Consider the following 14,084-nt stretch of genomic DNA (forward strand, 5'->3'; position numbering starts at 1 on the left):
ACGCGCGGAGAATCGCCCTTCTTCAATGCCTTGTCCGGCTGCCAAGGCCGCAGTTGGGTTTATGGAATAATCGGTTTCGAGAAAATCGGTGCATTCGCGTAAGATAATCAAGGTCTGGGCCTACGTCAGCTGAGGGCGTGCGAAGGCCATAAAAGAACGGTAGGGAGCGCAACGTGGTAGCAGTCTTGGACAAGGTCCTCCGTATGGGCGAGGGTCGTCAGATTCGCAAGCTTCAGGGGGTGGCCAAGGCGACCAACGCCTTCGAGGATCAGATCTCGGCCATGAGCGATGAGGAGCTCAAGGCGCAGACGCCCAAGTTCAAGCAGCGACTGGAGAACGGCGAATCCCTCGATTCCCTGATGCCCGAAGCCTTCGCCACGGTTCGCGAGGTTTCCAAGCGCACCCTGGGCCAGCGGCACTTCGACGTCCAGCTGATGGGCGGCGCGGCCCTGCACTGGGGCAACATCGCCGAGATGAAGACCGGCGAGGGCAAGACCCTGGTGGCCACCCTGCCCAGCTATCTGAATGCCCTGGAGGGCAAGGGCGTGCACGTGGTCACGGTCAACGACTACCTGGCCTCCTACCAGAGCGAGCTCATGGGGCGCATCTTCCGCTTCCTGGGCATGAGCGTGGGCTGCATCATCACCGACCAGCGCCCCAACGAGCGCCGCAAGCAGTACCAGGCGGACATCACCTACGGCACCAACAACGAATTCGGCTTCGACTACCTGCGCGACAACATGGCCTGGGACAAGGACGAGCTGGTCCAGCGCGGCCACCATTTCGCCATCGTGGACGAGGTGGATTCCATCCTGATCGACGAGGCACGGACTCCTCTGATCATCTCCGGACCCGCCGAGGGCGACGTGACCCGATGGTACCGGCAGTTTGCCAAGCTGGTCCCCAAGCTGACCAGGGACGAGGACTACGAGGTCGACGAGAAGAAGAAGGTCGTCGGCATCCTGGATCCGGGCATCACCAAGGTGGAGGACTACCTGGGCATCGACAACCTCTACGAGCCTGCCAACACCGCCCTGATCGGGTACCTGAACAACGCCATCAAGGCCAAGGAGCTCTTCCTGCGCGACCGCGACTACGTGGTCCAGAACGGCGAGGTCCTGATCGTGGACGAGCACACCGGCCGTCTGCTCAAGGGCCGCCGCTACAACGAGGGCCTCCACCAGGCCATCGAGGCCAAGGAGGGCGTGGAGGTCAAGGCCGAGAACCAGACCTTCGCCACCATCACCCTGCAGAACTACTTCCGCATGTACGACAAGCTGGCGGGCATGACCGGCACGGCCGAGACCGAGGCCGCCGAGTTCATGAACACCTACAAGCTGGGCGTGCTGCCCATCCCCACCAACAAGCCCATGATCCGCAAGGATCAGGACGATCTGATCTACCGCTCCAAGAAGGAGAAGCTGGCCGCCATCGTCCGGGACGTAGCCAAGCGGCATGCCAAGGGCCAGCCCATCCTGCTGGGCACCGCATCCGTGGAGTCCTCCGAGGTGGTCTCCTCCCTGCTGGACGTGGCCGGCATCGACCACCAGGTGCTCAACGCCAAGCAGCATGCGCGCGAGGCTGCCGTCGTAGCCGTGGCAGGGCGCAAGGGGGCCGTGACCGTGGCCACCAACATGGCCGGGCGCGGCACCGACATCATGCTGGGCGGGAACGTGGAGTTCCTCGCCGATCAGAAGCTCAAGGAGCAGGGCTACTCGCCCGACGACACCCCCGAGGAGTATGAGAAGCGCTGGCCCAAGATGCTGGATTCCGTCAAGGAACAGGTCAAGGATGAGCATGAGGAGGTTGTCAAGCTGGGTGGCCTCTACGTGCTGGGCACCGAACGGCACGAGTCCCGCCGCATCGACAACCAGCTGCGCGGCCGTTCCGGCCGTCAGGGCGACCCCGGTGAGTCCAGGTTCTACCTGAGCCTGGAGGATGACCTGATGCGCCTGTTCAACACCCAGCTGGTGGCCCGAATGATGTCCTCCAAGAGCCTGCCCGAAGGTCAGCCCATCGGCACCAAGAGCGTCTCCAAGGGTGTGCGCAATGCGCAGAAGTCCGTTGAATCCCGCAACTACGAGATCCGCAAGAACGTGCTCAAGTACGACGATGTGATGAACAAGCAGCGCCAGGTCATCTACGGCGAGCGTCAGGCCGTGCTCAAGGGCGAGGACATCCACCAGAACATCCTTCGCTTCATCCGCGAGACCGTGACTTCATACATCCATGGGGCGCAGAACGGCTCGGACAAGCCTCAGGAATGGGATGCCGACGGGCTCTGGAAGGCGCTGGCCTCCGTCTATCCGATCAGTCTCGACCAGGACGAGACCATGGACTCCCTGGAGGGTCTGAAGGGTGACAAGGCCGTCAAGGCCCTGGCGGACAAGATCGTGGAGGATGCCGAGTCCATCTATCAGGATCGCGAGGATGAACTGGGCGAGAAGGGCTCAAGGCAGCTGGAGCGCCAGGTGGTCCTCTCCGTCCTGGACAGCAAGTGGCGCGAGCACCTCTACGAGATGGACTACCTCAAGGACGGCATCGGCCTGCGTGGCATGGGTCAGCGCGACCCCCTGGTCGAGTACCAGCGCGAGGGCTACCAGATGTACAACTCCATGATCGACGCCATCAAGGAGCAGACCGTGCAGCTGCTCTTCAACGTGGACCTCAAGCAAATTGCCGCCAGCCAGGAGAACGAGCGGCGGGCCCGCGAAGAACGCGAAGAAAACGAGGGGAGCCAGTCCGAAGAGGTCAACTACCAGGCGCCTGAAGAGCCTGACGCCGAGGATGAGACCACCGACATCGACGAGACGGCCGAGGAGCGTGATGAAGATGCTCCGGCAGGCAGCCTCCAGGAGGACTCCGACGAGGATGCTGCTGACGCCCGGTCGGGTCTGAGCACGTCCGCCGAGGACTCTGAGGCTCCCGAGGATTCGGCCCCGGCTCCGGTCGGGCCTGCGCCCATCAGCCATGCCGAGGGCAAGGTTCCTGCCAATAAGAGGCCCAAGGCCGTAGAGGACCACTCGCCCTGGGCCGACGGCCGCACCTTCCCGGGCACGCCCCGCAACGCACCTTGCCCCTGCGGTTCCGGACGCAAGTACAAGATGTGCCACGGTCAGAACGAGAAGAAATGACAGGTACGCGTAAGCATTAGCGGCTTCTGCAGATAGGGTTGCTGATCTGGTTGACGGCCATCGCTCGCAAGGGCGGTGGCCGCTTTCATATATTGGATTGCCAGCATCCATATATTGGTAGCAAAGTGACCAAAATATGGGATGACCTTGTGCAGGGGAGGGGCAGGGCAGTAAACCTAGAGCAAACAGCGGGGCATCCGGCCCCGCTTCTTCAAAGGGAAAAGAGTCATCATGCGGCCACTTAGCTGGAAATCCGTCCTGAACTCCTTGGTGTCCGGTCGACACCTGAGCGCGGATGAGGCCGAGTGGTGCATGAACGACCTGATGGACGGCAATGCCGACCCGGTGCAGGTGGGCGCCGCCCTGTCCATGCAGTCCACCCTAGGGCTGACCAGCCCGGAGGTCGAAGGGGCCGCCAAGGCCATGGTGGGCCATGCTGTGCCGCTGAAGGTCAGGGGTGACGTGACCGACATCGTCGGCACCGGCGGCGATGGGGCAGCGACGGTCAACCTGTCGACCATGGGTGCCATCGTGGCTGCCGCAGCAGGGGTCAGAATCGTCAAGCACGGCAACCGGGCCGCATCCAGCAAGAGCGGCACCGCCGACTGCCTGGAGCAGCTGGGCCTGCCCTTGGATCTGCCGCCGCAGGAGGTGGCTGCCATGGCAGACCGCTACGGCATCACCTTCGTCTTCGCCAAGACCTTCCACCCTGCCATGCGGTTTGCCGGGCCTGTTCGCTCGTCGCTAGGGATTCCGACCGTCTTCAACCTCCTGGGACCCCTGACCAATCCGGTCAACCCCCGCTATGTGGCCATCGGATGCGCGCAACGTCAGCTGAGCCCCATGATGGCCCAGGTCTATGCCTCACGCGGCCAGGAGGGCATGGTCTACACCTCGGTCGAGGGCCTGGACGAGATGGCCCCGACCGGTCCGGTCTCCATTTGGGAGATCCACCAGGGCAAGGTGGAGGAACGCTCCTTCGACCCGACCCGTGAACTGGGCCTCGACCCGGTGGATTTGGGTGACCTGCGCGGCGGCGATCCGGCCTTCAACGCCAGCGTCGTCAGGGACTTTCTGGCTGGAAAGTCGGTTCCCTCCCGTTCCACGGCCCTGCTCAATGCGGCCTCGGCCATCGTGGCTGACGGCACAAAGATCGACGCCGGTCCCGAGGCTGATCTGAACGTGCGGTTTGCCCAGGCCTATCAACTGGCTACCGAGGTTGTGGACCAGGGCAGGGCCGCCGACCTGCTGGCAGCCTGGATCCACGGAGCCCAGGAAGCGCAGTCCCGCTGCCAGCAAGAGAATCGGGCATCCCGTCCGGTCTTAGTCTAGGTTCGCGGCTGCCAAGCCTGTTCGGGCCTCGCTGGCTGATCTCTCTGCCAGCGAGGCCCGACTGTTTTGGAGGCTTGTATACGGCGGCACACGGCATTATCGCCGGTAGTGCCGTTGGTCGTCATCGAAGAGCCCGCTTGAATCGTCGCGGAAATTCTTCCGGTCGATGATCAGTCCTGCGATGCCTATCAGCAGGAGCAGTCCCGCCAGCAGGCCGGTCAAGCCGGACCAGCGGGGGATGAAGATGGTCAGGAAGAAGCAGACCAGGCCCAGCGCCGTCATGATCATGAAGGCCACCCGCCTTTTGCCCAGGTCGCTCAGGTCGGGGTTGGGCGGCACAAAGTTCGACGACTGGTCCATGACCTCGTCGGTGTCCAGCCAGCTGCTGCCTTGGAAATCGCGAGGCCCGGAGCCGCCGACGAAGGAGTCGCGCTTCAGGTCCTCGGCCCTCAGCGCTGCCTTTTTCTCGGACTTTCGAGCCTTCTTCTCGAATTCCTTGGCCGTCCTGGACGATTCCAGGGAACCCAGCTCGTCAGCGTGCGAGTTCAGGAAGTCCGCCCATTCCTCGTCCCCCTGTGGGGACCCGGTTCCCGCCTCGCTGTTATACTGTTTCCCGGCGTCGTTATGCTTGTGCTCGGTCATAGAACCATCGTAACCTCGGCCGCACGCATTCGCTACCAAGGAGTCTCTGTGCTGTACTGGTTCTTCGTCAAACTGCTCGGTCCGTTGGCGCGTACCTGGTTCAAACCGACCGTTGAAGGCACGGAGAACATTCCCAAGCAGGGGGCTGCCATCATCGCCTCCAACCATCTGGCCGTCATCGACGACGCCCTCCTGCCCATCACCTGCCCTCGGATGATCCACTTCATGGGCAAGGCCGAGTATTTCAACGGCAAGGGGATCAAGGGCAAGTTCAAGAAGTGGTGGTTCAGCTCGGTCGGTGTCTTTCCCGTGGACAGGTCAGGCGGCTCCAAGTCGCTGGGCGCCATGGAAACGGCTCGTTCCATCCTTGAGCACGGGCACATCTTCGGCATCCATCCGGAGGGCACGCGCAGCCCTGACGGCAGGCTTTACCGGGGGCACACCGGGGCGGCGCGGCTGGCTTTCGAGACCGGGACGACGGTGGTGCCAGCAGCCATCATCGGCACCAGGCAGCTTCAGGAGCCCGGCCATGTGATTCCGCATAAGGGCCGGACCAAGGTCATCTACGGCAAGCCCATCACCGTGCCCTACGTTCCGGTCAACAGCCTCACCCACGAGGAGATTCGCAACCTGACCGACCGGATCATGCAGGAGATCCAGGAGATGAGCGGGCAACGCTACGTGGACGTGTATGCCCAGGTCATCAAGGCGCATGAAAACCATGAGAACAACCAGGAACTGGACTGACTTCCCGGCAGTTCAGACCACAGTCAGGGTCACGACGGCCGGCGAGCCGTCATCGTTGAGCACCTTGACCTGACTGCCGGGATTGGGGTCCTGGATGCGCACCGTGTGGGTCAGGTTGCCCAAGGGAGCGGAGATGTTGACCTTGAGCCCGTATCCCTCCAGGATCCTGGTGGCCTCGTCCTGGCTCTTGCCTTTCACGTCGGGCATGGTGATGGACTGCGGCCCCTTGGAGATCACCACGTTGACCACATCGCCCCAGTGCAGCTGCTCCTGGGCCTGGTGGGAGGCGGAGATCACCTGGTTGCGTGGCACCTTGTCAGACCAGTCCTCGCTGTAGCTGACCTTGAGCCGAAGGGCTTCCAGGGCCGCCTTGGCCTCATCCCTGGCCTTGCCGACGATATCGGGCATGGCCACGGGCATGCGACCCTTGGACAGGACCAGGCTGACCTTGGCATCGTGGCGGGTCTTGGTCCCTGGTGCCGGATCCACTGAAATGGCCGCTCCCTCGGGGATGTCCATGGAGTACTGGTCCTTGGAGGTGTCGTGGTCTATCCTGTCGAACCCGGCTGCCTTCAGAGCCTGCACCGGATCCTTGCCATTGGGTGTTTCCGGCGTGAGGATGTCCTTGGGCACCGTGGCCTGGCGCACCCCCTTGGAGACGGTCAATTTGAGCCTGCCGCCCCTCTTGCTGATATGGGCTCCGACCGTATCGGGATCCGCGGCCATGACGGCTCCCTTGGCCACCTGGTCGCTGAAGTCATAGGCGGTATCGACCTGGATGCCGGCGACCTTGAGTGTGCGGGCGTACTTGGCGAAGTCGGCGCCGACGACCTTGCACTCCTGGCTCTCGGAGCAGGAGACGTCATCCGGCTTGGGCAGGGCGACATAGCTGCCCGGACCCAGGAAGTACCACCAGGCGCCACCGCCGCCTCCTGCCAGGGCCAGGACCAGCAGAACCACCAACACGATGATCAAGCCCCGATGCCGGTGCTTGGGTTGAGCCGTTTCAGCGCCTGGCTGCATGATCTTCGCATCGGCGGAAGATGCTGTCGGATCCTGAGGCTGCAGAACGGTCGTGGTCTCGGCTCGGGAGGGGGTGTCCACATCGTTGAGCCGATAGCGTCTGGTCGCTGCCTCCGCATCGGTTTCCGGCGGGGCGGGCACAGACGGAACCGTGTCCGAATTCTCCGGGTCTGTGGCTGCCTCTTCGGCGCCGTCGCTGGGTGCCGCAGCCGCGTGCTCAGAGGTTCCGGCGATGGCGGACTCGGGCTGTCCACTGGCTGCGGCTGCGGCGGCCCCTGCAGGCAGCACGTAGTCCATGGCCTGTCGGTCCAGTCCCTTGACCACCTTCCTCAGGCTCTCCAGGGCCTTGCCTGCGTCATCCGGGCGATGCTTGGGGGAGCGGTCGGTCATCTCTGAGACCAGGGCGGCCACAGACGGGTCGATTCCCGGGCAGACCCTAGCCAGGGAGGGGACGTCCTCGTGGACGTGCTTGAAGACGATGGTCACCGGATTGTCGCTGGCGAAGGGAACCGTGCCGGTCAGCATCTCGTAGGCGATAATGCCCACGGCGTAGAGGTCGCTCTGGGGGGAGGCCTCATTGTTCTCGATGGTCTCGGGTGCCAGGTAGGCGGCCGTGCCCATGAGCATGCCCGTCGAGGACAGGGTGGCCTGGGCGGCGGCGCGGGCCAGGCCGAAGTCGGTGATCTCCACGTGGCCGCGGTCGTTGATGAGGATGTTTTCCGGCTTGATGTCGCGGTGGATGACACCGGCTCGGTGGGCGGAGGCCAGGCCGTCCAGGACCTCGCCCAGGATGCGCAGGGTCTCCTTCAGGGGATAGACGCCCTGCCGGGCCATGTCCCGCCGCAGGCTGATGCCGTGGACATACTCCATGACCAGGTAATCCAGCCCCTGATCGACGCCCGTGTCGTAGACCTGGACGATGTGGGGGTTGGCGATGGCAGCCGCGGACCTGGCCTCCCGGCGGAAGCGCTCCTCGAACTGGGCCCTGTGCGGCCCCTGGGCCAGCATGGTGTGCATGATCTTGACCGCCACATGCCTGGACAGCCGCTGGTCCAAGGCCTCGTAGACCGTGGCCATGCCACCCTGTGCGATCTCACGCAGAATGCGGTAGCGCCCGTCGATAATCCGGTCGCTGGTCCTCTCGTCCGCTTCACTCATGCTCGTCTTGTCCGGCCCTCTGCACCTCGGAGGCCTGACCGGCCTCGGCATCAATGGAAGATACACGTTCATGATACCCGGCGGTGGTGGCAAGCGGCAGGAAGCGTCGGCAGGCCTTGAGGAATATGGTTCGGCCCCCTGTCGACAGATGCAGACGATCGGCCAGGGCCTGGGCTCGGGCCTGGGCCCGGACGGACAGGTCAGCCATGCGTCGACGGCTGGCCTCTACGGCCCCGCAGGACTGCATCAGGTCACGGACCATATTCACCTGGGTCTGGTTGCGGACTTGGGAGGTGCAACTGTACAGCCGGCGGATTTCCTTGGCCTGGTCAGGATCGGCCATGGCCAGGGTGTCGGCCAGGAGGACGGTCCGCTTGCCCTCGCGGATATCGCCACCCACAGGTTTGCCGGTACGTCGATCGTCGCCTGTTACATCCAGCAGATCATCCGCCAGCTGGTAGGCCAGACCCAGATCCAGACCCAGGGCGCGCACGGACTCTTTATGCTCTTCCAGGTCTGCTCCAGAGGCCAGCAGGCCCAGAGCCAGCGGGGCCAGGGTGGTGTAGGAGGCGGTCTTCCAGGCCATGGTGTGCAGGGCCTGGCGGCGCAGGCGTCCCGGATCGTCCAGACAGGCCTCCTCCATGCCCATGTCCAGGACCTGGCCGGTGACCACAGCCGTCTGCATGGCTTGAAAGGCCCTGCCGATGGCCGCCCCCTGAGGGAGCTTGGCAGCCGCCTGGAGGGCCATGTCCGTGCTCAGCGATGCCAGCAGGTCGCCAAGGAGGATGCCTAGGCCGGCGCCGCGGGCATCAGGTTTTGCGGGCGCCCGGCCGCTCGAATCGTTTCCGGCAGCCGCCCGACTCAGGGCCAGATGGGCGGCAGGGCGGCCCCGACGACGGGGGGAGCCGTCGATGATGTCGTCGTGGACCAGCGCGCTGGTCTGATAGACCTCCAAGGCGCAGGCAAGGTCAACTACCGCCTGTTCACGGTCAGGATTCTGCTCGGACTCCAGAGCCCGCCAGACGTCGCAGAGCAGCAGGGCGCGCAGGCGTTTGCCGCCGCGGCCAGCCTCGATTGCCTGGAGGATGACTTCCTGCAAAGCCTCCTGGGAGGGGTTCTGATCCAGGGGTTGGTCCGGTCCGGACTCTGGAGCAATCAGATGGTCGCAACGGCGCTGGAGCAGTTCCTCCATGCGCTGTTCGACCCGTGCTGCAGTCACGCTTTTCATGCCTTAGAGCCTATCCGCATATCTGCCCAGCGAACAGGCTGCCAGGACCATGGTGGATGGATGACACCACTTGACCACATGATCGGTTGTGGCTTTCCTCGCGATTCCAGCTGGATCAGGATGGTGCCAAGGCTCCCGGTGCTCATACCGGGAGCGGATGGGAGGCGATGACGGCATGGACGATGCGCATGAATACGGCATGAAAGACCTGGTGGAGCACTACCGAGAGGGCCGACGACGATGGGGTGTGGAAGAGGCCGACAGACGATGGCTCCAGCAACCTCTGACAGACTGGACCGCTGGTTTGAAAGGGCCGCAGGCGTGCCAGCGGTTGGACTCCGACTCGGCCGACTGCCTGGCCGTGGCCATTAAGGAGACGCTGGCCATACGCGACGGGCTTATTTTGTCCATTCTGGCACCCGGGCCTGGCCTGGACAGCGATCGGCTGATGGATCTTTGCGTTCGTCCCAACGATCCATCGAATGTGACGGCGCTCTGCAGCATCCTGGATGCGGTCTTCAAGGACACCGCAACACGGCCGGACCAGCCCCGTTGCCGTGCTGGGCTTGCCATGCTTGAAGCTATGGCAGATCAGGTTCCGCCGGGGTTTCGGTCCCAGCCACTGGCGGTCGCGGCTTATGTCGACTGGTGGAGTGGGGGATCCCGAGCATCGGGGTTTGCGCAGAAAGCTCTGGCAGACGACCGCTCCTGCAGCCTGGCCGCCATCGTCCTGGCCTTGATAGGCCGCGGCATCGACCCGGCTTGGAGGCAATTGGGCTGAATCGGGAATAATCGTCCCCCTGGGGTGGTTCACTTTAATGAGTCTACGATTTGACCTTGCCAGAGCTGTGCCCTAAAAGCAGTGTCGGCGGGTGGGATGATCCAGGAGGAGAATTTGGCCACGAAGGACACCAAGTCAGCCAAGACAGCCGCAGTGGATACCGAAAAGGGCCGGACCAGTTCAACTGCCGGCAAGACCAAGACCGCCACCAGGTCCAAGACCAGCAGCAAGGCGTCCCGCAAGACCGCGTCCCGCAAGAGCGCCGCCACTAGCACCTCGGCGACCAAGACGAACCGCCGTCCGGCCTCCAAGACCGCCAAGAAGGTCGAAGAGAAGCCCATCCTCCAGCAGGAGGAGCAGGAGCCCGACGAGGACCTGCTCGAGGATCAGGAGGACGACGACCAGCTGGACAAGAGCGAGGATCAGCTGGAGGACGAGCCCGACGAGGACGATCAGGAGGAGGATGAGGCCTCCCAGGTCCAGGACGAGGCCGAAGAGGACCGCAAGGCCGCCCATGCCCTCGCAGCCAAGGTCAAGGGCGCCTTTGTCGTCGACGATTCCGATGACGACGAGAATGTCACCCCCTCAGGCAATCCCAAGCGTCGTGTGGTCACCGCCGGCGCCACTGCCGATCCTGTCAAGGACTACCTCAAGCAGATCGGCCGCGTCAGCCTGCTGAACGCCGAGCAGGAGGTGGACCTCTCGGAGCGCATCGAGGCCGGCCTCTACGCCCAGCATCTGCTGGATACCGAGGGCGAGGACATGGACTTCAAGCGTCGCCGCGAGCTCAAGTGGGCCGCCAACGACGGGAAGAAGGCCAAGGACCATCTGTTGGAGGCCAACCTGCGACTGGTGGTCTCCCTGGCCAAGCGCTACACCGGCAGGGGCATGCTCTTCCTGGACTTGATCCAGGAAGGCAACCTGGGTCTGATTCGTGCCGTGGAGAAGTTCGACTACACCAAGGGCTACAAGTTCTCCACCTACGCTACCTGGTGGATTCGTCAGGCCATTACCAGGGCCATGGCCGACCAGGCCCGCACCATCCGCGTGCCCGTCCACATGGTCGAGGTCATCAACAAGCTTTCCCGCGTCCAGCGTCAGATGCTGCAGGACCTGGGCCGCGAACCCACCCCCGACGAGCTGGCCAGGGAACTGGACATGCCCGTCGAGAAGGTCCAGGAGGTCCAGAAGTACGGCCGCGAGCCCATCTCCCTGCACACCCCTCTGGGTGAGGACGGCGACTCGGAGTTCGGCGACCTGATTGAGGACACCGACGCCATCGCCCCCTCGGATGCCGTGGCCTTCTCCCTGCTGCAGGAGCAGTTCCAGCAGGTTCTCGAGACCCTGAGCCCCCGTGAGGCCGGCGTCATCAAGATGCGCTACGGCCTGGAGGATGGACAGCCCAAGACCCTGGACGACATCGGCCGCGTCTACGGGGTCACCCGTGAGCGCATCCGCCAGATCGAGTCCAAGACCATGTCCAAGCTGCGGCATCCCTCGCGCTCGCAGACCCTGCGGGACTTCCTGGATCAGTGACCTCTGCGCCCGGCGGGGAGGTCCTGATGCTGTCGAGGCCTCCTTGCTAGAAATGGTCATCGGTGCGTAAGCGACCGCCCATGCGAGGACTCCTGTCCCCGTGGGCGCCATGAGGTGAACGGCGAGGTAAATGGTGGCGAAAAAGCCTGATAAGGGAAAGTCCTATGGTGCCGGCAGTCTGACGGTTCTGGATGGGCTGGACGCAGTGCGCAAGCGTCCAGGCATGTACATCGGGACCACGGACAGCCAGGGGCTCATGCACTGCCTTTGGGAGATCATCGACAACGCCGTGGACGAGGCTCTGGCCGGCCAGTGCGACCACATCAAGGTCATCCTGCACCAGGACGGCTCCATCGAGGTGGACGACAATGGACGAGGCATCCCCGTCGATATTGAGCCTCGCACGGGGCTGACCGGCGTGGAGGTGGTCCTGACCAAGCTTCATGCCGGCGCCAAGTTCGGCAACTCCTCCTATACGGCCGTGGGCGGTCTGCACGGCGTGGGCTCTTCGGTGGTCAACGCTCTGAGCTCCCGACTGGACGTGGAGGTGGACAGGGACGGCAAGACCCACCGGATGCGCTTCCACCAGGGCCATCCCGGCACCTACCAGGACCCGGATCCGGAGCATCCCTCGCCTGATTCGCCCTTCAAGCGCACCAGGAAGAACCGGCCTACGCCTCTGGAAGTGGTGGGCAGCGTGCCCAAGTCCCGGACCGGCACCAGGGTGCGTTACTGGGCCGACCCGGAAATTTTCAACTCGACGGCCCGGTTCAGCTACGCCCAGCTGATCGACCGGGTGCGTCAGACCAGCTTCCTGGTGCCCGGCCTCAAGATCACCGTGATCGACGAGCGCATCCCCGCCACAGGAAGCGCCGAGCAGGACCTGCGCCTGGAGGTTGACGGCGAACCTGCTGCGGAACCGGACGATCAGGACGTTCAGGGGAACCTTGGTGAACCGTCTGACAGCGGGGACTGGCCAGAAGAAGGCGCCGAAGACCAACCTGCCGAGGATGCGCAGGCGGATGATGCCGACCTTTCGGCCACCGAGCGGGCCGACCGGGCCATGCTGCAGCCGGAGGACGAGTCCGGCCATCAGCGGGTGGAGGAGTTCCTGCACACCGGCGGGGTGACGGACTTCGTGGACTTCCTGTCCAAGGGCGAGCCGGTCAGCGACATCTGGCGGATCAGCGGCCAGGACACCTACCAGGAGGAGACCCAGCGGGTGGGCCCCGATGGCGAGCTGCACGCCGAGCAGGTGGAACGTGTCTGCGGGGTGGATATCGCCCTGCGCTGGGTCAACGACTACGATTCAGTCGTCCGCAGCTTCGTCAATGTGGTGGAGACGCCCGGCGGAGGCATGCACGTGGACGGGTTCATGAACGCCATGACCCGCCAGGTGCGCAAGGCCGTGGAGGCCAACGCCCGCCGTCTCAAGGTCAACCTCAAGGACTCCCATACCAAGGTGGAGCGCGACGACGTCCTGGCCGGGCTCGTGGCCGTGGTCACGGTGCGCATTGCCGAGCCGCAGTTCCAGGGCCAGACCAAGGACGTGCTGGGCACGGCCCAGGTCAAACCCATCGTCACCCGGATGACCGACGACCAGTTCGGCCAGATGATCAGCGGCTCCAAGCGCGGCTTCAAGGAGCAGTCCGGCCAGGTGCTGGAGAAGATCGTGGGCGAGATGCATGCCCGCGTCCAGGCCCGGAAGACCAAGGAGGTCACCAGGCGCAAGAACGCCCTGGAATCGGCCTCCATGCCCTCCAAGCTCTCGGATTCCATGCCCGGCAACGACGACATCGCCGAGCTGTTCATCGTCGAGGGCGACTCCGCCCTGGGTACGGCCAAGGCCGCCCGAAACTCCATGTTCCAGGCCCTGCTGCCCATCCGCGGCAAGATCCTCAACGTGCAGAAGGCCTCCCTGTCCCAGATGCTGACCAACAAGGAGTGCGCCTCCATCATCCAGGTGGTCGGCGCCGGCTCGGGGGCCAGCTTCGACATCGACCAGGCCCGCTACAACAAGGTCATCATGATGACCGACGCCGACGTGGACGGCGCCCACATCCGCATCCTCCTGCTGACCCTCTTCTACCGCTATATGCGGCCCCTGATAGAGAACGGGCGGGTCTACGCAGCCGTGCCGCCCCTGCATCGAATCGCCCTGGCAGGCAAGAACAAGGGGAAGTTCATCTACACCTATTCGGACGATGAGCTGGAGGGCAAGCTGGCCGACCTGCATGCCAAGCACATCGACTACAATCCCGATGTGCAGCGCTACAAGGGTCTGGGCGAGATGGACGCCGACCAGCTGGCCGACACCACCATGGATCCCAGGACCCGCATGCTGCGCCGCATCCGCATGGAGGATGCCGCTCAGGCAGCCGGCATCTTCCCTCTGCTCATGGGGGACGACGTGCCGCCCCGCAAGCAGTTCATCGTGGACAATGCCGACGACTTCGACCGGAGCAAGATCGACACCTGATCTGCCTTCGGCAAGGCCCGAAAG

The 14,084-nt window shown here is 64.0% G+C and carries 8 protein-coding genes and 2 pseudogenes; 7 read left to right on the plus strand and 3 right to left on the minus strand.

The window, feature by feature from the left end; genetic code table 11:
- Nucleotides 1-173 precede the first annotated feature (173 nt).
- The 3 genes and pseudogenes from secA to trpD all read left to right on the plus strand — a co-directional run.
- Nucleotides 174-2,774: pseudogene (gene secA, locus ACUIAG_RS01040) on the plus strand (preprotein translocase subunit SecA); the annotation flags it as partial.
- 129 nt (nt 2,775-2,903) lie between these two features.
- Nucleotides 2,904-3,134 (plus strand): annotated as a pseudogene (locus tag ACUIAG_RS01045) (SEC-C metal-binding domain-containing protein); the annotation flags it as partial.
- A gap of 231 nt (nt 3,135-3,365) precedes the next feature.
- A complete protein-coding gene (trpD, locus tag ACUIAG_RS01050; protein WP_445339885.1) occupies nt 3,366-4,466 on the plus strand; it encodes an anthranilate phosphoribosyltransferase in 1,101 nt (366 codons plus the stop codon).
- A gap of 96 nt (nt 4,467-4,562) precedes the next feature.
- Here trpD and ACUIAG_RS01055 read toward each other — a convergent pair whose 3' ends face one another.
- On the minus strand, nt 4,563-5,108 hold the full coding sequence (locus ACUIAG_RS01055) for a hypothetical protein (protein ID WP_313842208.1): 546 nt from the start codon (nt 5,106-5,108) through the stop codon (nt 4,563-4,565).
- Between the two features lie 48 nt (nt 5,109-5,156).
- On the opposite strand from ACUIAG_RS01055, the gene ACUIAG_RS01060 reads away from it, so the two are divergent.
- On the plus strand, nt 5,157-5,855 hold the full coding sequence (locus ACUIAG_RS01060) for a lysophospholipid acyltransferase family protein (RefSeq protein WP_144085999.1): 699 nt from the start codon (nt 5,157-5,159) through the stop codon (nt 5,853-5,855).
- Between the two features lie 12 nt (nt 5,856-5,867).
- On the opposite strand, the gene ACUIAG_RS01065 is transcribed toward ACUIAG_RS01060, so the two are convergent.
- Nucleotides 5,868-8,036, minus strand: coding sequence for a protein kinase domain-containing protein (locus tag ACUIAG_RS01065; RefSeq protein WP_445339886.1), 2,169 nt, complete (start codon nt 8,034-8,036; stop codon nt 5,868-5,870).
- The gene (locus tag ACUIAG_RS01070; protein WP_445339887.1) at nt 8,029-9,264 is read right to left on the minus strand and encodes a polyprenyl synthetase family protein; all 1,236 of its coding nucleotides are present in this window, start codon (nt 9,262-9,264) and stop codon (nt 8,029-8,031) included. The genes ACUIAG_RS01065 and ACUIAG_RS01070 overlap by 8 nt, the downstream gene beginning before the upstream one ends.
- Before the next feature lie 157 nt (nt 9,265-9,421).
- Here ACUIAG_RS01070 and ACUIAG_RS01075 point away from each other — a divergent pair, with 157 nt between their 5' ends.
- The 3 genes from ACUIAG_RS01075 to ACUIAG_RS01085 all read left to right on the plus strand — a co-directional run bounded on the left by ACUIAG_RS01075 (nt 9,422) and on the right by ACUIAG_RS01085 (nt 14,060).
- Entirely contained in the window at nt 9,422-10,045 is a 624-nt protein-coding gene (locus ACUIAG_RS01075; protein WP_445339888.1) for a DUF4192 family protein, read from the plus strand.
- A 114-nt stretch (nt 10,046-10,159) separates the two neighbouring features.
- The gene (locus ACUIAG_RS01080) at nt 10,160-11,581 is read left to right on the plus strand and encodes an RNA polymerase sigma factor (protein WP_306222005.1); all 1,422 of its coding nucleotides are present in this window, start codon (nt 10,160-10,162) and stop codon (nt 11,579-11,581) included.
- 130 nt (nt 11,582-11,711) lie between these two features.
- Complete coding sequence (locus ACUIAG_RS01085) at nt 11,712-14,060, plus strand: DNA gyrase/topoisomerase IV subunit B (RefSeq protein WP_445339889.1); 2,349 nt, start codon at nt 11,712-11,714, stop codon at nt 14,058-14,060.
- The last annotated feature ends 24 nt before the right edge of the window (nt 14,061-14,084 follow it).

Source organism: Bifidobacterium sp. ESL0825 (assembly GCF_052606465.1).